At 58.5% G+C, this 22361-nt stretch carries 20 protein-coding genes and 1 tRNA gene; 15 read left to right on the forward strand and 6 right to left on the reverse strand.

The window, feature by feature from the left end:
- Window positions 1-138 precede the first annotated feature (138 nt).
- A complete protein-coding gene (locus tag HEP89_RS12230; protein ID WP_168692132.1) occupies window positions 139-1164 on the reverse strand; it encodes an RluA family pseudouridine synthase in 1026 nt (341 codons plus the stop codon).
- Here HEP89_RS12230 and HEP89_RS12235 point away from each other — a divergent pair.
- Together HEP89_RS12235 and HEP89_RS12240 are read left to right on the forward strand one after the other, a co-directional pair.
- Window positions 1163-1519 carry a hypothetical protein gene (locus tag HEP89_RS12235; RefSeq protein WP_023003421.1) on the forward strand — a complete coding sequence of 119 codons (357 nt, stop codon included), beginning with the start codon at window positions 1163-1165 and terminating at the stop codon, window positions 1517-1519. The genes HEP89_RS12230 and HEP89_RS12235 overlap by 2 nt on opposite strands.
- Before the next feature lie 135 nt (window positions 1520-1654).
- A tRNA-Glu gene (locus HEP89_RS12240) sits at window positions 1655-1730 on the forward strand.
- A 91-nt stretch (window positions 1731-1821) separates the two neighbouring features.
- Here HEP89_RS12240 and HEP89_RS12245 read toward each other — a convergent pair.
- The 3 genes from HEP89_RS12245 to HEP89_RS12255 form a co-directional block, all read right to left on the reverse strand.
- Window positions 1822-2604, reverse strand: a complete 783-nt coding sequence (locus HEP89_RS12245; protein ID WP_055661274.1) for a DeoR/GlpR family DNA-binding transcription regulator — start codon at window positions 2602-2604, stop codon at window positions 1822-1824.
- Window positions 2605-2752: 148 nt separating this feature from the next.
- Window positions 2753-4063, reverse strand: coding sequence for a hypothetical protein (locus tag HEP89_RS12250; RefSeq protein ID WP_209014622.1), 1311 nt, complete (start codon window positions 4061-4063; stop codon window positions 2753-2755).
- Window positions 4064-4202: 139 nt separating this feature from the next.
- Window positions 4203-4808, reverse strand: a complete 606-nt coding sequence (locus tag HEP89_RS12255; RefSeq protein ID WP_023003415.1) for a DUF1134 domain-containing protein — start codon at window positions 4806-4808, stop codon at window positions 4203-4205.
- A 171-nt stretch (window positions 4809-4979) separates the two neighbouring features.
- Between HEP89_RS12255 and HEP89_RS12260 the strand changes: the two genes are divergently transcribed.
- The 9 genes from HEP89_RS12260 (at window position 4980) to HEP89_RS12300 (ending at window position 14979) form a co-directional block, all read left to right on the forward strand.
- Window positions 4980-5417: a YHS domain-containing (seleno)protein gene (locus HEP89_RS12260; protein WP_023003414.1), complete on the forward strand. Its 438-nt coding sequence runs from the start codon at window positions 4980-4982 to the stop codon at window positions 5415-5417.
- A gap of 183 nt (window positions 5418-5600) precedes the next feature.
- A complete protein-coding gene (chpT, locus tag HEP89_RS12265) occupies window positions 5601-6245 on the forward strand; it encodes a histidine phosphotransferase ChpT (RefSeq protein ID WP_023003413.1) in 645 nt (214 codons plus the stop codon).
- Window positions 6246-6379: 134 nt separating this feature from the next.
- Complete coding sequence (locus HEP89_RS12270) at window positions 6380-9178, forward strand: chemotaxis protein CheW (RefSeq protein ID WP_023003412.1); 2799 nt, start codon at window positions 6380-6382, stop codon at window positions 9176-9178.
- Complete coding sequence (locus tag HEP89_RS12275; RefSeq protein ID WP_023003411.1) at window positions 9175-9666, forward strand: chemotaxis protein CheW; 492 nt, start codon at window positions 9175-9177, stop codon at window positions 9664-9666. Before HEP89_RS12270 ends, HEP89_RS12275 begins: the two co-directional genes overlap by 4 nt.
- 36 nt (window positions 9667-9702) lie before the next feature.
- On the forward strand, window positions 9703-10068 hold the full coding sequence (locus HEP89_RS12280) for a response regulator (RefSeq protein WP_031270504.1): 366 nt from the start codon (window positions 9703-9705) through the stop codon (window positions 10066-10068).
- 20 nt (window positions 10069-10088) lie between these two features.
- Complete coding sequence (locus HEP89_RS12285; RefSeq protein ID WP_023003409.1) at window positions 10089-11312, forward strand: chemotaxis response regulator protein-glutamate methylesterase; 1224 nt, start codon at window positions 10089-10091, stop codon at window positions 11310-11312.
- Entirely contained in the window at window positions 11309-12199 is an 891-nt protein-coding gene (locus HEP89_RS12290) for a protein-glutamate O-methyltransferase CheR (RefSeq protein ID WP_023003408.1), read from the forward strand. The genes HEP89_RS12285 and HEP89_RS12290 overlap by 4 nt, the downstream gene beginning before the upstream one ends.
- A gap of 311 nt (window positions 12200-12510) precedes the next feature.
- The gene (locus HEP89_RS12295; RefSeq protein WP_168692133.1) at window positions 12511-13482 is read left to right on the forward strand and encodes an MBL fold metallo-hydrolase; all 972 of its coding nucleotides are present in this window, start codon (window positions 12511-12513) and stop codon (window positions 13480-13482) included.
- A gap of 141 nt (window positions 13483-13623) precedes the next feature.
- Entirely contained in the window at window positions 13624-14979 is a 1356-nt protein-coding gene (locus HEP89_RS12300; protein WP_168692134.1) for a lamin tail domain-containing protein, read from the forward strand.
- Window positions 14980-15062: 83 nt separating this feature from the next.
- Here the strand turns inward: HEP89_RS12300 and ctrA are convergent, their stop codons facing one another.
- Window positions 15063-15755 (reverse strand): response regulator transcription factor CtrA, encoded by a 693-nt coding sequence (gene ctrA / locus HEP89_RS12305; protein WP_031270498.1) that lies wholly within the window; start codon window positions 15753-15755, stop codon window positions 15063-15065.
- A 372-nt stretch (window positions 15756-16127) separates the two neighbouring features.
- Here ctrA and fliI point away from each other — a divergent pair, with 372 nt between their 5' ends.
- The 3 genes from fliI (at window position 16128) to HEP89_RS12320 (ending at window position 18532) form a co-directional block, all read left to right on the forward strand.
- Window positions 16128-17453, forward strand: coding sequence for a flagellar protein export ATPase FliI (gene fliI / locus HEP89_RS12310; protein ID WP_031270495.1), 1326 nt, complete (start codon window positions 16128-16130; stop codon window positions 17451-17453).
- 28 nt (window positions 17454-17481) lie between these two features.
- Window positions 17482-17889 carry a flagellar export protein FliJ gene (fliJ, locus tag HEP89_RS12315; RefSeq protein ID WP_023003403.1) on the forward strand — a complete coding sequence of 136 codons (408 nt, stop codon included), beginning with the start codon at window positions 17482-17484 and terminating at the stop codon, window positions 17887-17889.
- A 208-nt stretch (window positions 17890-18097) separates the two neighbouring features.
- Complete coding sequence (locus HEP89_RS12320) at window positions 18098-18532, forward strand: paraquat-inducible protein A (protein WP_055661214.1); 435 nt, start codon at window positions 18098-18100, stop codon at window positions 18530-18532.
- An 87-nt stretch (window positions 18533-18619) separates the two neighbouring features.
- On the opposite strand, the gene HEP89_RS12325 is transcribed toward HEP89_RS12320, so the two are convergent.
- Window positions 18620-19735, reverse strand: a complete 1116-nt coding sequence (locus HEP89_RS12325; RefSeq protein ID WP_023003401.1) for a DUF2336 domain-containing protein — start codon at window positions 19733-19735, stop codon at window positions 18620-18622.
- A gap of 298 nt (window positions 19736-20033) precedes the next feature.
- Between HEP89_RS12325 and HEP89_RS12330 the strand changes: the two genes are divergently transcribed.
- Window positions 20034-22337 (forward strand): mechanosensitive ion channel domain-containing protein, encoded by a 2304-nt coding sequence (locus HEP89_RS12330; RefSeq protein WP_209014624.1) that lies wholly within the window; start codon window positions 20034-20036, stop codon window positions 22335-22337.
- The last annotated feature ends 24 nt before the right edge of the window (window positions 22338-22361 follow it).

Here is a 22361-nt window from a genome sequence, read left to right on the forward strand (position 1 = left end):
CCCGCTGCCCCGCAGTGATACGCAAGCAAGCCATTTTTGAGGGAAGGCGGACGCACAATAGTGTCCGTACAGGCACACAGAAGGTTCTAATATAGGTCCAAATTGGTCGATTGCATGGTCAGAAAACGAAAACGCATCCTAAAATTTTTGTAATCCGGACAAAAGATTTGCGAAATCATCCGGGTAAGGGCTCTCAAAGCGCAAGGTTTTACCATTTGCCGGGTGTTCGAAAGCCAGCAGGCCGGCATGCAGGGCTTGCCTGTGAAAACCGTTTACGAGGCTTTTGAGCGGCTCATCGAGCCTGTTTGCCTTGGTCTTGAAACCCGACCCGTAATCATCGTCTCCGATCAGCGGATGGCCAATGTGGGCCATGTGAACGCGGATCTGGTGTGTGCGTCCGGTTTCAAGGCGGCATTCCAGCAGCGAGGCGAGCGCAGGCTGTTCGGCATTGCCGAAGCGCTCCTTCACCTGCCAGTGGGTGATGGCGTGGCGGCCGGAAGTCTTGACGACGGCAATCTTCTGACGGTTTGCCTGCGAGCGGGCCAGATTGGCGTTGATCGTGCCCTTCAGGCCGGAGGGTGCTCCCCAGACCAGAGCCGAATAGGCGCGTTCCAGCGGTCCGGTGCGGCCGTGGTCGGCAAACTGGGCTGCAAGGCCCTTGTGGGCCTGGTCTGTCTTGGCGACGACAAGCAGTCCGGAAGTGTCCTTGTCGATCCGGTGAACAATGCCGGGGCGCTTCACGCCGCCGATGCCGGAAAGGCTGTCACCGCAATGATGGATGAGTGCATTGACGAGGGTGCCGGTCCAGTTGCCGGCGCCAGGATGGACGACAAGCCCCGCCGGTTTGTCGACCACGATAAGGTGTTCGTCCTCAAAGACGACCGAGACGGGGATGTCCTCGCCCTTGGGCTCCGGGTCTTCCGCCTGCGGCAAAGTGAGGGTCAGGGCATCGCCTTCATTGACCCGGTATTTCGGCTCCACTATTTTCGCGCCGCCGACGGTGACGTCCCCGGACTTGATCAGGGACTGGATCCTGTTGCGGCTAAGGGCTTCCAGATGAGCCGCCAGCACCGCATCCAGCCGTTTCCCGGCATCGGCTGCATCAACTGTTAAACTGAAATCCTGGTCCATACCGGCCGGATACTCGAGGGAATTGTCTGTCATGTCACAACCTGATTATCGGGATGAGGGGCCGGGTGAAAAGCCGCTTGATCCTGCGGCCGAACGCATCCAGGCCAAGCTGAAGCGTCTGTTGCTCGGCTCGTCCCTCGTCATGATCGCCGGCTTTATCGCTGTCTTTGCAGCAATTCTCTACAAGATCAACTCCAATAAGTCCGATGTTTCAGCCGATCAATATGCCGCAACAGTGGCAGTTGGCGCTGACGCGGAAATTTTGCAGGCCGACCTTTCGAACGGTCTCTTGCTGGTTCTGGTGCGCGAAGGCAGCAAGACGGCGCTACTGCGCTTCGATCCCGTCACGGGCAAGCAACTGGGTCGCACGGATTTTGTCGCGCGCTGACGTAGCGTCGCGCATACGGCGCGCGGTTATGAACAGGCATGTGACAGAAAAATGAAAATTAGGGCTTGCGTCTTTTGTCATGCAGCCGTATACGCACGGTCCTCGGCTTGAGGCACTGAGCTTCTCAAGCCCCGCGCGCCCATCGTCTAGCGGTCTAGGACGCCGCCCTTTCACGGCGGAAACACGGGTTCGAGTCCCGTTGGGCGTGCCATTTCTCCCCAAGGCACAAACAGCATATCCACATCCTGCGCACAGGGTTCTCCACCCGTTTGTGCACCGGCTACACGGAGTGCTGTGTTCGATCAGCCGGCAGTGCTGTCTTCCTGCTGGCCGGTCTCGATCAGCTCGACTTCCGCGTCTTGCGCGATCTGCGCGAAGTCTGGCGAGGGGCAATAATCCGTCACGAAAGTAGTGACCTGTCGCAGGTGTCCGACACGGACCGGTGCAGTGCGCTCGAACTTGGTGCTGTCGGCCGCCAGAATGACGTGCCTGGCGTTGTCCATGATGGTCTTGGTGACTTTCACTTCCCGGTAGTCGTAATCGAGCAGGGAGCCGTCGGGATCGATCGCTGAAGCGCCGATGACCGCGAAATCCACCTTGAACTGGCGCATGAAGTCCACCGCGGCCTCGCCGACAATGCCGCCGTCGGAATGGCGCAACACGCCACCGGCAATCACCACCTCGATCTGGGAATAGCCGCGCATCAGGCTGGCGACGTTGATGTTGTTGGTGATCACCATCAGGCCGCGATGCTGGAGCAGCGCCTGTGCGACGGCTTCCGTGGTGGTGCCGATGTTGATGAAGATGGACGCGTTGTCAGGAATGAGCGAGGCAACCTTCTCGCCGATGTCTGCCTTTTCCCTGCTGGAGATGATCCTGCGGGCCTCGTAGCCGACATTTTCGATGCCGGACGACAGCAGGGCCCCGCCGTGGGTACGCGCCAGCAGGCGCCGGTCGCAAAGCTCGTTGAGGTCCTTGCGGATCGTCTGCGGGCTGACATCAAACCGCCGGGCGAGATCGTCGACGCTGACGCGGCCCATCTGCCGTGCGAGTTCGAGAATGGCGTTGTGGCGTTCGATCAACATGTACGGCAGACTCATCCTGTGCATGACGGGCTGGTTGCGTTCCTGCATCTGCAAACGGAAATGCGGGCGAGGAGCAACAGCGCGTCAGGTTCGTTCAATTTTCGGACGAATGTCCATCGGACTAGATGACCGGAGCGACCTGCTCAGATCAAGCCACATCTTTCTTTTTTTGTTTCGTGGCTTTCGTTTTCCGGTCGCTGTCTTGCGCGGCGCCGGTACTTGCAGGCGCTGTTTCCGCCTCCGGCTTTGGCTTGTTCCGGCTGGAGGCAACGATCCTGCTTACCAGCGCTTCAGCCGCGTTGGCGATATCGCCGGATCTTGATTGTGCTTGTGCCGTGCCCTGGTCCGCGTCTGCCTGCAGATTTTCCTTGGAGGATGCCTCAGGCCGGTTGCGATCTTCCGGCGGGCTGTCCTTGGTCTGAAGAGAAACCGGGACGAAAGGCGGTGCCGGCTTTGCGGGAGCGCCTGCGGCAGAAGCATTGACGGCTGGAGACGCCTGACCGGTCAGCTTTTCGGCAAGGGCGCGGAAATCGCGGCGCAGATCCACGAGAGCAGGAACCGAGGACAGGTCCTTCTGCAGCTTTGCCATCTGGGCGGTGATCCGCTGAAGCGCACGGTCTTTTTCAGCAGCGTCGGCCTGGTAGCGGGCAGCTTCGCCGGAAAGCTTTTCCAGCTCGGCATCAAGATGTTTCTGGCGCTCGTTTTCCGGAAGCCTGGCTGCGTCCAGCATCAGCGACAGACGGGTGACTTCAGCCTGTGCGGACACATAGTTGGATTCGGTGTCAACCAATTGGGCTTCCAGTTCGGCGAGCCTTGTCTTGGCGGTTTCGCTGCGCGCAGCATCCATCTGGCCTGCAACTGTCGGCTCATACCGGGCCAGCTTGGCCTTCAAAGTGGCAACTTCCGCTTCAAGTCCGGTGATTGTCGCAAGTGCCATGGTGCCGGACGCTGGCAGCCAGCCGCTGTCGTCTTCTGCGGGTTCTTCCGGCTTCGCCTCGGCAGGCGTGTCTTCGGGGCCTTTTGTCCAGCTTTCCGCAAGAGCCCGTTCGGCTTCCGACAGCTTCTTTTTCAGGGAGGTCACTTCGGACGACAGCATGTCGACAGCGTGCTGATCACTCGCCTGGGCGGCGACCTTGGCTTCCAGGCCGGAAATCTTTTCCTTGTGAGATTTCGTCAGCGCTTCAACTTCCGCCCGCATCCGCGTGGTTTCGAGCTGAAACTTCGCAGCCTTCTCACGCTCGTTGTCGAGACGCTTCTCGACACGGCGCAATTCTACCGCATGGCGCGCACGTTCCTGGTCCTGGGCAGCGCGGACTTCGGCGTAACTGGTCGGATTGACGGCGCGCAGGGCTTCTTCGGTCAGTCGGGCGGCCCGGCGGTAAAATGCGGGCAGGATTGCCAGTCCGATCAGGCCGGCGGTGCAAAACCCCAGCGCCACATACATCGCTGCTTCAATCAAGTCCGGCTCCCGGTTACGTTCTAAAAAACGCCCACAACTCCATCATTAGACGACAGTAGGCCTGCCGCCAAGTGTCCTGCGTGGAACGAATGCAACCCGTCTTCGTCGCCAGGTTGCGACAGCCGCCTTTCCGGTCCGATCAGAACGGGTTCCAGGTCGGCTTGTCGGTGAACTTCAGATATCCCATGTTCAGCCCGAGACGGGCGCCGACACCGGCGCGCACAGGCACCAGCACGATTTCGTTGTTCAAGAGCACGGTCATGCCGACCCCGCCGACCAGGTAGGCCGATCCGTTGACACCGGCAAAGCGGGTGTAGAGGGAGTTCACGGTTGGCAGGTTATAGACCAGCATCATCACCCGGGCACCATCCGCGCCAAAGTCCCAGCCTACGGACGGGCCTTGCCAGAACAGCTTGTGAGTGCCGGCGTTGCGTGTGTAGAGGTTGCCTTCGCCATAGCGGGCGCCGGCGATGAGCGCTCCGGAGCCTTCTTCCCCAAGCACGTAACCGTTCGGTTCGCCGTAGCTGGAGAAGGCCTTCTCGACAACTGATGCAAGCCCACCCGAAACAGAGCCGAAGAACTGGTGACCTGCCTGCAGGATTTCGTCCTGGTCGTAGGTCTGACCAGACGGAATGGGCTCATTGCCGGAATTCTGGGAGTACGCCGGGTTGGAAAACGCAAATGCACACAGGGCCAGGAACGCAGCCGATATCAGGGATACAACTCGCCGGGAACTTTGTGCCATTCGATATTCTCCGAAAATCTGTTGGCCGCGCCGATTGTTGCCGCTCGGTCAGACCGCAATGTTAAACTGATGCAATATCATGCTGATTCGCATGAGATGGTGCACCTTACATAAGCCGAATCAATGGAAAGCTGGCCTCAAAAAAAGACAAGGTTATGTCTTTGTGCTGTATTGATCCTGCTCTCCTGTCTTTTTGCGGGGAAAGTCTTCGCGCGTCCCCAGGTTTTCGTTCCCGATCCGATCACGGGATACGCGCTCGGCGGACATGATCCGGTGAGCTATTTCGTCGATGGTTACCCGCGCAAGGGAAAGCGGAACCATGTGCACAAATGGGGTGGCACGGAATGGATCTTCGTCAATGAAGGCAATCTTGCCGCCTTCAAGCGGGATCCTGAAGCCTATGCACCGCTTTTTGCCGCCTGCGGCGGGTATGCGCTGTCCGAGGGCTTTGGCACGGCCGGCAATCCGTTCATCTATGCCATTGTCGACGGACGACTGGTCTTTTTCCATTCGGTGGTCAACCGGTTCCTGTTCGTCGTCAACGGCAGCCAGCTGATGACGGCGGCCCAAGACAATGCCGAACGGGTCGGCTGCGTGCCGATGCGGTAGGTGGTTACCCGGTTAAACTGCTCCCGGACACCGGAAAAGGCGGATTTCGGGGCAAACTTTCATCTGGATGACACGGTTTGCTGCCCGCCGCTGCCTTGGCAGTCGCCGTGCGGATGTGTAACTCTTGCAGCCACTATATCGAATCAGTTTCCGCCGCCTCCTCAAGAAGAGCCTCAAAACGCCATGTCTGCACTAAAAGAGCTTTCCTCTCTTGATCTTGCCGCCCTGGTGGCCAGCCGCGTCTGCCACGACATCATTTCTCCCGTCGGGGCGATAACCAACGGGTTGGAAGTGCTGGACGAGGAGGGGTCGGAGGACATGCGTGAATTCGCCATGGACCTCATCCGCAAGAGCGCGCGCCAGGCATCTGCAAAACTGCAGTTCGCCCGTCTTGCCTTCGGCGCTGCAGGCTCGGCAGGCGCGGAGATCGACCTGGGGGACGCTCAGGTCGTTGCCACCGGGTTCATGGAAAACGAAAAATCCGATCTGAATTGGCAATTGACCCGGCACCTGATGCCGAAGAACTACGTAAAACTACTTCTCAACTTGATCCTCATCGCCAACCAGTGCGTTCCGCGCGGTGGAGAAATCAAGGTTGAAATGGAAGGCGATCCACAATCTCCGTCCTTCACGCTTCAGGCCAGCGGTCTCAATCCGCGCATTCCGCTCGGAATGAAGGAAACTCTGAGCGGAGAAGAGCCTGAACGGGTCGATGCGCACTCGGTTCAGCCGATCTACACGTTGCTGCTCGCCCGTGAATGCGGAATGGTATTAACGATAGATAAACAAGAAGAGTTGGTAAAAATAACGGCCCTCTTGGCAGAATAAACAAGGCCTTCAAAAGTCTCCATCCGCTTCAGCGTATCTTAACTGTTTGCCGTCAACCTAGCTCTCATGGACTTCTCGGTCCAGACGTCCCTTTTGGGATGCGGAACCAGTAACAAGTCGGGTGAGAGCAGGCCATGGACGACCTCCTCAGGGAATTCATTACCGAGACAAACGAAAGTCTCGATGTTGTTGACGTTGAGCTCGTAAAATTCGAGCAGGAACCGAACAACGCGACTATCCTAGATAATATTTTCCGCCTGGTGCACACTATCAAGGGCACCTGTGGCTTCCTGGGTCTTCCCCGTCTTGAAGGTATCGCGCATGCGGCTGAAACCCTCATGGGCAAGTTCCGCGATGGCGCTCCTGTCACGCAAGAGGCCGTTTCCCTCATTCTGACCTCGATCGACCAGATCAAGGACATTCTGGGTGAACTGGAAGCTGCCGAAGGCGAAGAGCCGCAAGGCGACGACAGTGAGCTGATCGGCCAGCTGGAAGAGATGTCCGCGAAAGCTGATGCTGCCATGAAGGGTGGCGCAGCCGTCAAGGAAGCGCCTGTGGCTGAAGCCGTTGCGGCAGAGCCTGAAGCGCCTGCCGAAGAAGCTGCCGCCGAGCAAGCTCTTGAACGTCCGCTCCGTCCTGGCGAAGTGTCGCTGGACGAACTGGAGCGCGCGTTCCGCGAAACCGAAGTTGAAGTCGAAGTCGCCGAGCCGGAAGTTCCGGAACTCGAAGAGATCGTCGACGAAGCCGATGAGCCAGAGCCTGCTCCCGTTGCGGTCAAGGCAGAAGCCAAGGCTGCTGCGAAAGCCCCGGCGAAAAAGGCTGGCGGCGAAGGCGGCGAGAAGAAATCCTCCGGTGGCGGTGTTTCCAACCAGAGCATCCGCGTTGCGGTCGACACGCTCGAGCACCTGATGACCATGGTGTCCGAACTGGTGCTGACCCGGAACCAGCTTCTGGAAATCGTACGTCGCCATGAAGACAGCGAATTCAAGGTGCCGCTGCAGCGTCTGTCGAATGTAACTGCCGAACTGCAGGAAGGCGTCATGGCGACGCGCATGCAGCCGATCGGCAATGCCTGGCAGAAACTGCCACGCATCGTTCGCGATCTCAGCCAGGAACTTGAAAAGCCGATCGAACTGGAAATGATCGGTGCGGATACCGAACTGGACCGCCAGGTTCTCGAGATGATCAAGGACCCGCTCACGCACATGGTCCGCAACTCGGCCGACCATGGTCTTGAGCGTCCGGATGAGCGCCGCTCCGCTGGCAAGCCTGAAAAGGGTACCATTACCCTGGCGGCTTACCATGAAGGCGGCCACATCATCATCGAAGTTCGCGATGACGGTAAGGGCATCGACGTCGACAAGGTGAAGGCGAAGGTCGTGGAACGCGGCCTGGCGTCGGAAGCCGAAGTCGACAAGATGACGGACGCCCAGATCCACAAGTTCATCTTCGCAGCCGGGTTCTCCACGGCGGCAAAGGTCACGAGCGTGTCCGGCCGCGGCGTCGGCATGGATGTCGTTCGCAACAACATCGAACTGATCGGTGGTACCGTCGACCTACGCTCTACCCAGGGCAAGGGCTCGAGCTTCATCATCAAGATCCCGCTGACGCTTGCCATTGTTTCGACGCTGATCGTCGAAGCCGGCGGCGACCGGTTCGCCATCCCGCAGCTTTCCGTTGTCGAACTGGTCCGCGTGCAGACCAATTCGGAACACCGTATAGAGCGGATCAAGGACACCCCGGTCCTGCGCTTGCGCAACAAGCTGCTGCCGCTGGTGCACCTGTCCCAGCTCCTCGGTATCTATGAGGGCGAAAACGCGGACGAGGCGATTGATGCGGACAACGGCTTCATCGTTGTCATGCAGGTCGGTAGCCAGACATTCGGCGTGGTTGTCGACGGTGTCTTCCATACGGAGGAAATCGTGGTCAAGCCGATGTCGACGATGCTGCGCAACCTCGGCATGTTCTCCGGCAACACCATCCTGGGCGACGGTTCCGTGATCATGATCATCGATCCGAACGGCATCGCCGGTGCCATGGCAAGCCATGCATCCAGCGCGGTCACCGAGAACCAGGAAGACGAACGGGAAGACCTGCAGAGCCGTGCGATTTCCGGCCAGAGCTCGATCTCGCTTCTGCTGTTCCGTGCCGGTGCGCCGGAACCGAAAGCCGTGCCGCTGTCGCTGGTCACGCGCCTGGAGGAGTTCGAGGTCTCCAAGATCGAACGGTCGAACGGCCGCGATCTGGTCCAGTACCGCGGTGCGCTCATGCCGCTCGTCTATCTGAACGAAGGCGACAGCCACAAGTCGGAAGGCACGCAGCCGATGCTGGTGTTCTCCGATGCGGGACGCTCCATGGGCCTCGTGGTCGACGAGATCGTCGACATCGTCGAGGACCGCATGAACATCGAAGTCGGTTCGGAACGTCCGGGCATCCTCGGCTCTGCCGTGGTGAAGGAACGTGCGACCGAGATCATCGACCTCGGCTACTATCTGCCGCAGGCCTTTGAAGACTGGTTCATGCGCAAGGAAATGGACATCGAGGCGCTGACGAAGAAGGTTCTCTTCGTGGATGACTCGTCCTTCTTCCGCAACATGCTGACACCGGTTCTGAAGGCTGCCGGCTACGATGTGACCACCTGTACCGGTCCGCATCAGGCGTTCGAACTTCTGGAAAACGGCGACAAGTTCCATGCGATCGTCAGTGATATCGAAATGCCGGAAATCAACGGCTTCGAGTTCTGTGAATCGCTGCGCCGCGATCCCCGGTTCCGCAATATTCCGATCCTGGCCCTGTCGTCCATGGTGACGCCGGCCTCGATCGAACGCGGCCGCCAGGCGGGCTTTGACGACTATGTCGCCAAATTCGACCGTCCGGGCCTGATCGCCGCCCTGAAAGACGTCTTCTCCGGTGAAATGGGAGCTGCAGCATGAGTGTGCTGGAACACAAACTGACCGCGGAGCAAAAAGCCGCGAGTGACATGATCCAGTATGTGACCGTGGTCATCGGCGGCCAGCTGTTCGGCCTGCCCATTTCCCAGGTTCACGACGTGTTCGTGCCGGAAAGCGTAACTCGCGTGCCGATGTCCGCACCCGAGGTTCAGGGTGTCCTGAACCTGCGTGGACGCATCGTCACCGCAATCAACATGCGCCGCCGCCTTCACTTGCCTCCGCTGAAGGAAGGGCAGATGATGGCCGTGGGCATCGAGTACAAGCAGGAAAGCTACGGCCTTGTCATCGACACGGTTGGTGAGGTGCTGACGCTGCCGTCCGCATCTGCAGAGCCCAACCCGTCGAACCTGGATCGCCGTTGGGCCGAGATCTCCGGAGGCGTCCATCGTCTGGACGGCCGCCTGATGGTCATTCTGGATGTCGACCGTCTGCTTGGTGCGATGTTCACCGAACCCATGGCTGCAGCATAACTGGGCCGCAATGGCCATTGAGTGGAGTTACGCCTGATGAAACAGTGCCTCGTAGTAGATGACTCAAGCGTCATCCGGAAGGTGGCTCGCCGCATTCTCGAGGATATGAATTTCGAGATTACGGAAGCGGAAGACGGCCAGAAGGCGCTTGACGAATGCCGCAAGACCATGCCGGACGCGATCCTGCTGGACTGGAACATGCCCGTCATGGACGGACTTGAGTTCCTGACCAGCCTGCGTGCGGAAGAAGGCGGAGAAAACCCGATCGTCGTATTCTGCACGACCGAAAACGATGTTGCTCACATCGCCCGCGCCATCCGCGCCGGTGCAAACGAGTACATCATGAAACCGTTTGACCGCGAAATCGTGGAAGCCAAGTTTCAGGAAGTCGGTCTTATCTAGTTTCGAGTTGGGCAGTCTAAATGGCGTTTGCGCAAAGAAGCATAACTGCGGGCACGAGTCCGGGCAGCGACCCCATCAAAGTCATGGTCGTAGATGACGCTGTCGTCATCCGCGGACTCCTGACACGCTGGCTCGGTGAAGACAAAAGTCTGAAAGTCGTCAGCTCGCATCGCAACGGCAAGCTTGCTGTAGAAGATATCGAAAAAAGCAATCCCGACGTCGTCGTTCTCGACATCGAGATGCCGGAAATGGACGGCATGACGGCCTTGCCGCTCATGCTGGCGAAGAAGCGCGATCTCGTCGTGATCATGGCTTCGACACTGACCCGCCGCAACGCGGAAATCAGCTTGAAGGCCCTGTCTCTGGGCGCGGCCGACTACGTGCCGAAGCCGGAATCGACTTCCGAGGTCACGACGTCCATCGATTTTCGCCGTGAGCTGATCGAGAAGGTCAAGGCTCTTGGGGCACGTGCACTGCGCATGCGCGGTCCTGCGCGCACCATGCGGGCAGAAACCAGCGCAGGCCGCACCGCGCAGCCGGTCAGACCGATTTCTGCGCGTCCGGCAACGGATACACGGGCGACCTTTCGCGGAGCTGCTCAACCGGCGGGAGCTGCTGCCGGTGCAGTGAAGTACCAGACACGTCCGTACTCTTCCGCGCGTCCGCGCATCCTTGCGATCGGTTCCTCGACGGGCGGTCCGCAGGCACTGCAGGAAGTCATGCGCGAAGTCGGTACGGCCATGAATGATGTGCCGGTGGTCATCACCCAGCATATGCCGCCAACCTTCACAGCCATTCTGGCCGAGCATATGGGCAAGGCTGCCCTGCGTCCGTCCAAGGAAGGTGAAGATGGCGAAGTGCTGAAACCCGGCAATATCTATGTCGCGCCTGGCGGCAAGCACATGATCGTGGAAAAGGACGGCGGCGTTGCCAAGATCCGGCTGACCGACGGTCCTCCCGTGAACTTCTGCAAGCCTGCCGTCGATCCCCTGTTCGACAGCGTTGCGAAGGTATTCGGTTCGGCAAGCCTGGGTGTCATCCTGACCGGTATGGGTCATGACGGCGCTGAAGGCGTCAAGACCATTGCAGCAGGCGGCGGCAGCGTGATCACGCAGGACGAAGCCACAAGCGTGGTCTGGGGCATGCCGGGCGCAGCTGCACAAACGGGCGTCTGCAGCGAAATTCTACCCTTGAAGGAGATCGGCCCGAAGATCTCGCGCGTTCTGAAGGGGAACACGAGATGACCCCGAGCGAGTTCGAGTTTCTGAAAAACTTCCTGAAGACACGCTCCGGCCTGGTTCTGTCGAACGACAAGCAATACCTGGTCGAAAGCCGTCTTCTGCCGATTGCACGCAGCTCCAAGCTGGAAACGCTCAGTGCGGTGATCCAGCAGCTTCAGCGCGGCACCAACAGAGCGCTGGAAACGGACGTCGTTGAGGCGATGACGACCAACGAGTCGTTCTTCTTTCGCGACAAGACACCGTTCGAGCACTTCAAGGACACGATGCTGCCGGCGCTGCTGGAAAGCCGCGCGACACGCAAGCAGATCAAGATCTGGTGTGCGGCTGCCTCGACCGGGCAGGAGCCTTATTCCCTGGGCATCTGCCTGAAGGAAGATGCGGCCAAGATGGCTGGCTGGCGAACCCGGATCCTGGGTACGGACCTCTCCAACGAAGTGCTGGAAAAGGCCAAGACCGGCCTCTACAGCCAGTTCGAGGTTCAGCGTGGTCTGCCGATCCAGATGCTGCTGAAATACTTCGAGCAGAAGGGCGACATGTGGCAGATCAATGCCGGCATGCGCGCCATGATCGAATGGAAGAAGCTGAACCTGCTGGAAAGCTTCACCCATCTGGGCGAGTTCGACATCATTTTCTGCCGCAACGTGCTGATCTACTTCGATCAGGCAACCAAGACGGAAATCCTCGGCCGGTTGGCGAAATCCCTGCCGGATGACGGGTATCTCGTTCTCGGTGCCGCAGAAACCGTGGTCGGTCTGACGGATGCCTTCAAGCCGGTGCCCGGTAAGAGAGGCCTCTTCCAGAAGAAACAGGCTGCACAGGCCGCGACCGGCACGGCAGCAACGCCGCGCCTGGCCGTGGGAGCTGGAGCAGGCCTGGGTCTGCAGCGTTAGAGCCTGCGTCCCTTCTTCAGCACGGTTCGGACATATCGGATCAAGTTCAAAGGCGGCCTCTGGCCGCCTTTTTCATTCGCTGCACCGTGAAGGAAACCCGTCAAAAAAGCGGTCTGTTGCGAGTGAGCAAGTTTTTGAAATTCATTTCGTTCGTTCGCTCTCGTGAAGTTTATCCGGCTGGCGGCGAACAGCACTTGTCTGCATCTGCATCCATTCCATTTTCTCGAACGTAAGCTTTGCGTCCTGCCGGGCACTCGGGGTGTTCGACTGCGGGACTGTTTTTATGGATCGGAATTGCAGGGAGTGGGAATATGACCGAGATAAAAGTTGAACTCACGCGTCGCGCGGCGCTTCTGGGAGCAGGTGGAGCGCTTGCCGGGGCAAGTCTTGCCGGAACCACCGTTGTCCATGCGGCTGCAGAAAAGCAGGCCTCTGTGCCGGCGCCCGTCGCCCGCTATTCCGTAGGCGGGTTCGAGGTAACCACCCTGCATGACGGTGCGGTCTCCCTGACCGAACCGCAGAAGACCTTCGCCATGAATGTAGACGCGGATACTTTTTCTGCGACCAATGCCGATAACTTCCTGCCCAACGACAGTTTCCAGATCAGTTTCACGCCAACGCTCGTGAACACGGGCAGCGAACTGATCCTGTTCGACACCGGCAATGGCGAAGGTGCCAGGCCAGGTCGCGGCAAGATGCGCGCTGCGCTGGAAAATGCGGGCTACACGCCGGAGCAGGTTGACGTGGTGGTGCTGACGCACATGCATCCCGACCACGTCAGCGGTCTGATGGAAGGTGGCTCGCCGACCTTTGCCAATGCCCGCTATGTGACCGGGCAGAAGGAATATGATTTCTGGGCGGCAATGGATGCGGAAGCCAATGGGGTGACCAAGCTGATGGCGAGCCACGTCAAACCGTTGGCGGAGAAAATGACTTTCCTCGACGATGGCGGCAGCGTGACGACGGGCGTCACCGCGATGGCTGCTGCAGGTCATACCCCCGGTCACATGATCTACATGCTTGAAAGCGACGGCAAGCAGCTTGCCATAACAGCGGATACCGCCAATCACTACGTCTGGTCGCTGGCGCATCCCGAATGGGAAGTGCGCTTCGACATGGACAAGGAAGGCGCCGCGGCCACCCGCAAGACCGTCTTCGGCATGCTGGCCGCCGACAAGATCCCGTTCGTGGGCTATCACATGCCGTTCCCGGCGGTCGGCTACGTGGAGACCAACGACAGCGGTTTCCGTTACGTCCCTGCGTCATACCAGCTGCAGCTCTGATCCTGCCATCGCAAGTGCGGAAAGGCCGGCGGCAACGCCGGCTTTTTTGTTTTCGCCGGATAGTTACGAGTTTCCGTCTGGTAGTGAAAATGTCATAAACGTGTGAAAGCCTTCTTCTCGTTACTTCAGGTTGAGGCGCGCATGTCAGACCATATCTATCAGGCCATTTGGAACGAAGATGCCGACCGGTTCAGCGTCAGCACGCGCAACGTGGATGGCGACTGGACGGACATGACAGCCGACATTCTGCTGGACGAGCAGGTGAAGGCCAAAGGGTCCCGCCAGGTCGACCTGGCCGCGAACCCGCTCTTTGCCCGGGTCGATTTCGACAAGATGGCGGCGAGCGATCTTTATCAGTCCTTCATCCGGCTTCTGGACAACTATGCGGTCCACTTTCGCGACCCGGAAACCATTTCGCCTGCCGAGCGAGACGAGATCGAAGGGTTTCTCGATCTGGTGATTGCAAGCCGGCCGATGCAGATCGCCTTCGAGCATATTTCTGCCGAGCTCGTCAGGGACATGACCGCTGAAACCTTCCGGCAGGATCTGTTCCGGATGTGGTTCGAGGTCTACACCAACTTCTTCCGGGGCAAGTCGACCCACTTCTGCACCGGTTTCGAGCATGTTTTTGTCGGCGAGGGCAAATACAAGAAAGGGGCGAATTCCGCCTCGGAGAAGGGTGAAATCTCCGGTTATCACTCCTGGGTGAAATTCGCGCTCGATGAACTCAACAACCGGGTCGACTACCTTGGTTACAAATACGATCTCGGAGGTCCGGGACCGGAAAATCCCCATGTCGTGACGCTGCAGATGGTCTGGAACCACCAGGACATGACCGGCAACCTTGTCGCTGAGCTCTTCAAGAGCAAGGGTGGATTTTTTGTCGGCAGCAGTCCTGCGTGCGAATTCGCGCTCGGCACGCTTGCCTATTACGAAGGCCTGCACGGCTTGCTCACCAACCAGAAGAAGCGTGTTCAGCTCGGTGAGGGCAAGTTCGATCTGGTGATGTATCACGAGACCACGGCTGATGGCTCGCTGGGACAGCACATCCGCTCATTCTACCCTGTGTTCCTTGGTGACGGCAGCACCCGCACGGACGATTCTGGCAATGTGGTCGTGCGTCCAAGGACCGTTGAAATGCAGAATGACGGTCCGCTTCGCATTCTTTCGGCCCTGCCGAACCCGCCGGGGGATGACCAGGGCACGGAATGGGTGGAGATCTGGAATGCCGGTGCAGCGGACATCGACCTCACGGGCTACGAACTGCGGGACAGGATGGGCCGGCCGCAGCCGGTGGAGGCGGTCGTTCTGATTGCAGGTGCCGTTTTGAAGGTGTCGGTGACGCGGGCAACGGTCCATCACATGCAGATGTCGAACCGCAAGGGGTTGATTACCCTGCATGACAGTTCCGGCGAGATGCTGGCGTCTGTCAATTACGGGCAGGCGGGGGAAGGGGCTGTGCTGACCTTTGCCGAGCGCGCAGGTGGCCAGGGCTAGATCAGCCTTGTCACATCCAACCCTCAACAACAAAAAGCCCCGGCAGTGCCGGGGCTTTTAAAACGTCAACGTCTGATGCTGGATCAGGCGGCTGCTTCGACGTCCGGCTCGCGCAGAACGTAACCTCGGCCCCACACCGTTTCGATGTAGTTCTTGCCGGAGGTTGCAGCTGCCAGCTTCTTGCGAAGCTTACAGATAAACACGTCGATGATCTTCAGTTCCGGCTCGTCCATGCCGCCATAGAGATGGTTCAGGAACATCTCCTTGGTGAGCGTCGTTCCCTTGCGCAGGGAGAGAAGCTCCAGCATCTGGTATTCCTTGCCGGTCAGATGGACGCGCTGGCCGCCGACTTCGACGGTTTTGGTGTCCAGGTTGACCTTCAGGTCGCCAGTGACGATGACCGACTGTGCGTGCCCCTTGGAGCGGCGGACGATTGCGTGGATACGCGCGACCAGCTCGTCCTTGTGGAACGGCTTGGTCATGTAATCGTCGGCGCCGAAGCCGAGGCCGCGAACCTTGTCTTCGATACCCGCGTTACCGGAAAGGATCAGGATCGGTGTCTTGACCTTGGAAACGCGTAGTGTCCGGAGAACCTCGTAACCGGACATGTCCGGCAGGTTCAAATCCAACATAATGATGTCGTAATCGTACAGTTTGCCGAGGTCGATGCCTTCCTCGCCAAGATCTGTCGTGTAGACGTTGAAGTTCTCGGACTTCAGCATCAGCTCGATGCTCTGCGCCGTGGCGCTGTCATCCTCAATCAACAATACACGCATGCCAATCCCCTTGTTCTGCCTTTCCTGGGCAAGTCGCAACGGCTCTGTCGGTGCCTGCTACGAAGGACTGATGTTAACCCCGACTCAAAGCTATCGGTTAATGGTTAACAAAATATGATTCGTAACGGCAAGCTCTGGAGAGAGGAAACTGTGAACAACACTCAACTTATTGAATCCCCAGAAAAAATTCGGATTCACAAATCTTAATGTTGAACTTTAAGAACCGGCGCTAACCGATTCCGTTCAGATTCCTTTCAACAAAGCCGTTTTGACTTCGAAATGGCTCTCGCTTGTCAGCCTTCCAAAGGTTAAGATTAACCAGAGTCGTAAACGATCGGTTACCAAAACCGTTAACGAGGGAAGGAATCTTACGTGAAGGCGCTTTTCGCCGAGATTGATTCGCTCATGCCGACCGAAATTTATGGCCGGGTGACTGCGGTTCAGGGACTTCTCGTCGAGATTGCGGGCCCTATTCACGAAATGAGTGTCGGCTCGAGATTGTTGATCGACAACGGTGAGGATAACCCGAAAGTGCCTGCAGAGGTTGTGGGTTTTCGTGAAGGACACGCACTTTGTATGCCTTTTTCCGGGCTCGAAGGCGTGCGAATGGGTTGCAAAGCCGTGATTCAATCGCGTGACAGCGTGGTTCATCCGGCAAATGCCTGGCTTGGCCGAGTGATTAACGCACTTGGTGAACCGATTGATGGTAAAGGAAGTCTTGTTCATGGCGGAGTGCCTCGCAAATTGCGAAGTTCGCCTCCGCCGGCCTCCGAACGTAAACGAGTTGGACCGCCCCTGGATCTCGGCGTTCGCGCACTTAATACATTCGTAACCTGTTGCGAGGGGCAGCGAATGGGCATTTTTGCCGGCTCCGGCGTCGGCAAGTCCGTGCTGATGTCCATGCTGGCGCGCAATACAAAATGTGATGTCGCGGTCATCGGCCTAATCGGTGAACGCGGTCGAGAGGTTCAGGAGTTCATCGAGGACGATCTGGGCGATTCGGGGCTGGAGCGCTCCGTGGTCGTCGTCGCGACCTCAGATGAAAGCGTTCTGATGCGGCGGCAGGCCGCCTATCTGACCATGACTGTTGCCGAACATTTCCGCGATGAAGGCAAGAACGTGCTGTGCATGATGGACTCGGTAACGCGATTCGCCATGGCACAGCGCGAAATCGGCTTGTCGATCGGCGAGCCGCCAACCTCCAAGGGCTATACGCCGACGGTCTTCACTGAATTGCCGCGACTTCTGGAACGGGCAGGTCCCGGCAAGGAGAACAGCGGATCGATCACCGGCCTTTTCACCGTTCTTGTGGAAGGTGACAATCACAACGAGCCTGTGGCCGACGCGGTGCGCGGTATTCTCGATGGCCACGTGGTGATGGAACGCGGCATTGCCGAGCGTGGCCGTTATCCGGCAATCAATGTGCTGAAATCCGTGTCACGAACCATGCCGCGCTGCGTGCCGCCGGAGCAGCTCCCGGTTCTTCGCAGGGCCCGACAACTTCTGTCGACCTATACGGACATGGAAGAATTGATCCGGCTGGGCGCATACCGTAAGGGGTCGGACCCGACCGTGGACGAAGCCATCTACAGGTTCGACATGATCGACGAATTCCTGAATCAGGGAAAAGACGAAGCGACATCACTTTCTGACGGGTATGAGCAACTTGCCAACCTTTTGGAAATGACTCAGGGGTAGACTGCCCGTGTTAGGGGAGTATTGAGTAATGAAAACCCGAGACAGTTTGATCCGTTTGAAGCGGTTTCAGGTTGACGAGAAACGACGACAGCTTGCTCAGATCGAGAGCATGATCGCCGAGTTCAACCGTATGGCCGATGAACTTGATGACCAGATCCGGTCGGAGCAGGAGCGGGTCGGTATTACGGATGTCACGCATTTTGCCTATCCGACGTTTGCCAAGGCCGCAGCGGACCGTCGCGACAACCTGCGCAATTCCGCGCATGAACTGGACGACCAGCTGCAACGTGCCCAGGACGAGCTCAGCGAGGCGATCGAGGAGCTGAAGAAGTTCGAGCAGCTGGAAGAACGCGACCAGCAGCGCGAGCGCACGGCCCAGGAACTGGCGGAGCAGGATCAGCTCGACGAAGTTGCTGCGCGGGCTCGAGGTCGATAACGGCTTACTGAACTCCCCTGGAAGCAGCCGGTCTCCGAATGGGGGCTGGCAGGGCTTGATATACGTTCTTATATTCCTGATCGTTGCTCGCGGCGGTCAGGTTTTGTGCTTTCCGATCCGGGTGATATAGGAAATGGTGCTCCTCTCGGTGTTGCCGGGCGCAGGTGCCGCTACAAGTTTACGCGATAGCCAGGGTACGGCAGTTTCAATGCGATTTTTTCTGGCTTTGCTGCTTCCCGTTTCCACTTTCTCGTTCGCCCTCGGACTGACGCAGCCGCTCATGCGGTTCGAGCGCCTCTATTTTCTGGAAGACCGACCGACGCTGATCGAAATGGTGACCAGCCTCTATCACGAGGGCGATGCGGTTCTTGCCGCGATCGTGGCGCTGTTTTCGATCGGGTTTCCCGCGCTAAAGATCCTTCTGATCCATGTGGCCGTGCTTAGTGGTGCCAAGACGCGTTCGCTTGCGCTCCTGTCGATGGTCAGCAAGTGGTCGATGCTGGATGTCATGCTGGTGGCGCTGGTGCTTTTTGCCGCCAAGACAAGCGGACTGGCGGCAGCCGCCATTTTGCCGGGCCTCTGGTTCTACGCGGCCGCGACCCTGTCGACGGCAATCGCCGCGACGCTTTGTTCCAAAAGCTGAATTCTCGGAAAACGCGGACTAGAAAAAGCGCTGACAAGGTTGCGCTTCGATAAGTCGGTTGGCGCGAAGCAACGCTGCGCGTTGTCGCTACATTGCCGCGACACGTCCGGGACGATCACCCGTGGGTCTTGGTTTCTTTTCCCGCCGGTTCGCCTGGAAATCACCGCATCGGGATTGTTTGGTCTGTGCCGTGCTGTCGAGAAACTTCTTGTAGGTGGCCGTCCATTCGGAGCCCTGCGTTGCCGGGATCTTCAAGTGGTCGCAGCGAACCTTGGCGAAAAGGGCGAAGGTCGGCGTGTCGAGGCCGGCTTTCTCCGCGGTTCTGAGAACCAGATCCTTCTTGCCGTTGAAGACCGCATCCTTGAGCGCCTTCTGGGCCGTTCGGCCGCGCGCGCTGAGCAGCTCGATCGCATGATTGAAGCGGCCATCCTGCAGCAACAGAATCATAAGCTCGTTGACGGTGATTTCCGCACGCTCCGCTTCGCGCCACAGGAGGGTCATGTCCGGATTGTTGAGGGCATCGCCGAACTCCCGGCGCAGCACCTTCAGTCTTGCGATCTGGTCCAGTTGATCCTGCGACAGGGAGCCTTCGATGATACTGCGCAGACGCTTCTTGGTTTCATCGTCCACAAGCGGCAGCAAGGCCCGGCACACTGCCGGGGAAAGATCGGAGCGCAGGCACAGGTCCTCGCGCAGGACCACGTCTTCCGTGGCGTATTTGACGAAACTCAGCATCGTTTCGCGGGACAGTTTGATCTCGCGGTTGCCGGCCAGAATACGGTGCACCGGGCGGTCGCCTTTTTCGGCAATGGCATCTGAGACTTCAGGCGAGAGATCCGTGCGGCGGGCAATCACCTGCAGGTGGCTGTTGCTCAGCCGTTCGACAAAGTCGATCAGGTCTTCCTGGGTCAGCGCGGGGCTTTGCGCAAGTAGCGGCATGGCCACGTTGACGTCGTCTTCGGCGATCTTGCGGGCAAGCTCCGGCGGGGTGTTGACTTGCGAAGCGAGCTTGTGGGCCAGCCTGGCACGGTCCCTGGGCGAGCCGACACTGTACAGTTTTATGATTACTTCGGAGAAGATTGCCAGTTCCCGGTCGGTCCGCTCATCGAGGTTCGCGATCACAAGTTCGCTCACCTGCGCGAACAGCCGTCGTCGCGCCTCGTCTGTGCCTTCCTGTGCAAGTTTGATCAAGGACCTGGGCATCCTTCCTCCTCGTCGGGCCAGATTGGCGCCCATATTGTTATTATTACGTTACCCGATAAATGGAGGCTGGCATATTACCTTGCGTAAAGGTGAAATCTTTTTGCGATTTCCAGTGAATCCTTGTTTCTGCTGGTTTTGATACGGTCGTTACTGCACGGGAAACTTGCGTTTTATAATAGTACCTAAAAAATGTCCGAAGACAGCAGTCTGAACCCTTTTCATCCGCGAGCGTTCCTCCATATTGTCCCTGCCATGGCCGGACCCCCGCCGGTCTTCCTGGAATTGACAAGAGTTTGAAATGAAGATTTTGCGCTGCTGCCTCTTTGCCCTGATGACAATGATGCTTGCCGGGTTGGCTCCGGTTCTGGCTCAGGAAAGCGGGGGGCAGGCCCCAGCGCAGGAGCAGACGCCACCGGCCGATGTCGAACAGGCGAGCCAGGCCCTGATAAAGGTCCTGAACGACCCTGAAAGCCGGGCGGCGTTGATCGATCTCTTGCAGAAAAGCACAGGGAACGGTCAGCCTGCTGATGGTGACAGGCAGGTTCCCGGGAATGAGGCTGCAATTCCGGTTGAGGGTATCTCCCAACCCCTACAACAGGAAAACTTTGCCCTGCGGATCGGTGAATACACACGGGTTCTGGTAGATGACGCGGGGTATCTGCTGGAGCAGGCAATGCGCTCGTTGAACGGCCTGGTTCTGGTCGCGCGCGGCGATATTCCGGTGAAATGGGACCGGGTCGAGGATATCGCGATCCAGGTCGGCATCGTGCTTCTTGCGGCTTATCTCGGCTTTTTTGCCAGCCAGCTGATCGCGAAGGCACTCTATCCGCGCATGTCGCTTTATGCGCGTTACGGCGGTGGGCTGACGCGCAGCTTCATTCTTGTTCTGACATCGGTCGTCGATGCAGTGACGGTAGGCGTCGGTTGGGCCGTCGGCAACGCGGCGGCCCTGGCAAGCTTCGGTGGAATAAATGCAGGCGTAACGCTTCAGGAAAGTCTCGCGCTGAACGCGTTTTTCATCCTTGGCATGGCCAACGTTTCGCTGCGCTTCATATTTGCGCCGGGGCGGCCGGAACTGCGGTTGCTGCCGTTCACCGATGAAAGTTCGCTCTACTGGTACGGCCGTTTGCGGTTGTTCATGTACTGGATGGTCTTCGGCCTGTTCCTCGCCGTGCCGATCGCCAATGTTGCGGTATCCTTCGTGCTCGGCAACGCCTTGCGGTTCCTCGTCGTGCTTCTCGGGATGATCTATCTTCTGGTGCTGGTGCACCAGAACAGGCACCGGGTAAACGAGGGTGCGCGGGATTACGCCGAGCATCTGCAGAGCGCCCTTGCCAAGCGTGCGCTCGTGCTCGTCGGTCAGCTCTGGCACCTGGCTGCCTACGGCTATATCGCGGCGGTTTTCATCATCTGGGTGACCCGGCCGTTTGACGCGACAACCATTATTCTGCGGGCAACGGGTCTGTCGATCCTCACCATCATGGCGGGCATGGCCATTTCTCTGGTTGTCACCAAGGCCATCAAGGGAGGGATACGTCTGCCGGATGACCTGAACCGGACCCTTCCGGCGCTTCAGAGCCGGCTGAACGCCTTTGTGCCGCGCCTTCTGAAGTTCATCCGGTTCGCCGTCTTCCTGGTGACGGTGTTGCTGCTTCTGGAGATCTGGGGTCTGTTGACGGTTGCCGAATGGCTGGTCAGCGAAGCCGGGGTGCAGCTTCTGAGCAGCTACGGTTCTGCCTTCCTGGTTCTGCTCGTCGCTTTCATGATCTGGCTTGCCGTCATGTCGTGGGTGGACCTCAGGCTGCAGTCACGTTCCGGATACATCGTTACAGCGCGCGAACGCACGCTGTTCCAGTTGTTCCGCAACGCATCGACGGTCGTCATTGTGGTGATGGCACTGCTCTTGTCACTGTCGGAAGTGGGTGTCGATATCGGTCCGCTGATCGCCGGTGCCGGTGTTGTCGGTCTGGCAATTTCCTTCGGTGCGCAGACCCTGGTCAAGGACATCATCACCGGAGCCTTCATCCAGGTCGAGAATGCCATCAACGAGGGCGACGTCGTCACTGTTGCCGGGATAACGGGAACGGTCGAGGGGATCACCGTCCGGTCGGTGCGCATGCGCGATATCGATGGAACAACCCACATCATTCCGTTCTCGTCGGTCGACATGGTGTCCAACTTCATGCGCGGCTTCTCCTATCATGTCGCGCTGATCGGTGTTGCCTACGACACGAATATCACCCACGCCAAGGACGCGATGCTGGAAGCCTTCCGCAGACTGAAGGAAACGGATTTCGGACCAAAGATCATCGGTGATTTCGAAATGCACGGCGTTACCAATTTCGGTGCCAGTTCCATTGATATCCGCGGCCGTATCAAGACCGTCCCGGGGGATCAGTGGGGCGTCGGGCGTGCGTATAACGAATTCGTCAAACAGGTCTTTGACGAACGGAACATCGAAATCCCGTTCCCGCAAGTGACCTATCACGCCGCGACGCCTCCCTTCGTGGAAGACGGGGACAAACCGAAACAGCGTAAGAAGGTTGACGTTTCTTCGACCCAGTTGGAGGACGATGCTCCGGCAGAGGACGGAGAAAACTAGACAGATCAATACCTTGTAGTTTCT

The sequence above is a fragment of the Labrenzia sp. 5N genome (assembly GCF_012395805.1).
Lineage (GTDB): Bacteria > Pseudomonadota > Alphaproteobacteria > Rhizobiales > Stappiaceae > Roseibium > Roseibium algicola.

Excerpts from the sequence above, each read along its gene's own strand:
- HEP89_RS12325 (WP_023003401.1), bottom strand. The coding sequence starts at position 19,735 with ATGCCCAGGTCCTTGATCAAACTTGCACAGGAAGGCACAGACGAGGCG.
- HEP89_RS12255 (WP_023003415.1), bottom strand. The coding sequence starts at position 4,808 with ATGGCACAAAGTTCCCGGCGAGTTGTATCCCTGATATCGGCTGCGTTC.
- fliJ (WP_023003403.1), top strand. The coding sequence starts at position 17,482 with ATGAAAACCCGAGACAGTTTGATCCGTTTGAAGCGGTTTCAGGTTGAC.
- ctrA (WP_031270498.1), bottom strand. The coding sequence starts at position 15,755 with ATGCGTGTATTGTTGATTGAGGATGACAGCGCCACGGCGCAGAGCATC.
- HEP89_RS12320 (WP_055661214.1), top strand. The coding sequence starts at position 18,098 with ATGCGATTTTTTCTGGCTTTGCTGCTTCCCGTTTCCACTTTCTCGTTC.
- HEP89_RS12330 (WP_209014624.1), top strand. The coding sequence starts at position 20,034 with ATGAAGATTTTGCGCTGCTGCCTCTTTGCCCTGATGACAATGATGCTT.
- HEP89_RS12290 (WP_023003408.1), top strand. The coding sequence starts at position 11,309 with ATGACCCCGAGCGAGTTCGAGTTTCTGAAAAACTTCCTGAAGACACGC.
- HEP89_RS12295 (WP_168692133.1), top strand. The coding sequence starts at position 12,511 with ATGACCGAGATAAAAGTTGAACTCACGCGTCGCGCGGCGCTTCTGGGA.
- HEP89_RS12280 (WP_031270504.1), top strand. The coding sequence starts at position 9,703 with ATGAAACAGTGCCTCGTAGTAGATGACTCAAGCGTCATCCGGAAGGTG.
- HEP89_RS12285 (WP_023003409.1), top strand. The coding sequence starts at position 10,089 with ATGGCGTTTGCGCAAAGAAGCATAACTGCGGGCACGAGTCCGGGCAGC.
- HEP89_RS12300 (WP_168692134.1), top strand. The coding sequence starts at position 13,624 with ATGTCAGACCATATCTATCAGGCCATTTGGAACGAAGATGCCGACCGG.
- HEP89_RS12270 (WP_023003412.1), top strand. The coding sequence starts at position 6,380 with ATGGACGACCTCCTCAGGGAATTCATTACCGAGACAAACGAAAGTCTC.
- HEP89_RS12235 (WP_023003421.1), top strand. The coding sequence starts at position 1,163 with ATGTCACAACCTGATTATCGGGATGAGGGGCCGGGTGAAAAGCCGCTT.
- HEP89_RS12245 (WP_055661274.1), bottom strand. The coding sequence starts at position 2,604 with ATGTTGATCGAACGCCACAACGCCATTCTCGAACTCGCACGGCAGATG.
- HEP89_RS12230 (WP_168692132.1), bottom strand. The coding sequence starts at position 1,164 with ATGACAGACAATTCCCTCGAGTATCCGGCCGGTATGGACCAGGATTTC.
- HEP89_RS12275 (WP_023003411.1), top strand. The coding sequence starts at position 9,175 with ATGAGTGTGCTGGAACACAAACTGACCGCGGAGCAAAAAGCCGCGAGT.
- chpT (WP_023003413.1), top strand. The coding sequence starts at position 5,601 with ATGTCTGCACTAAAAGAGCTTTCCTCTCTTGATCTTGCCGCCCTGGTG.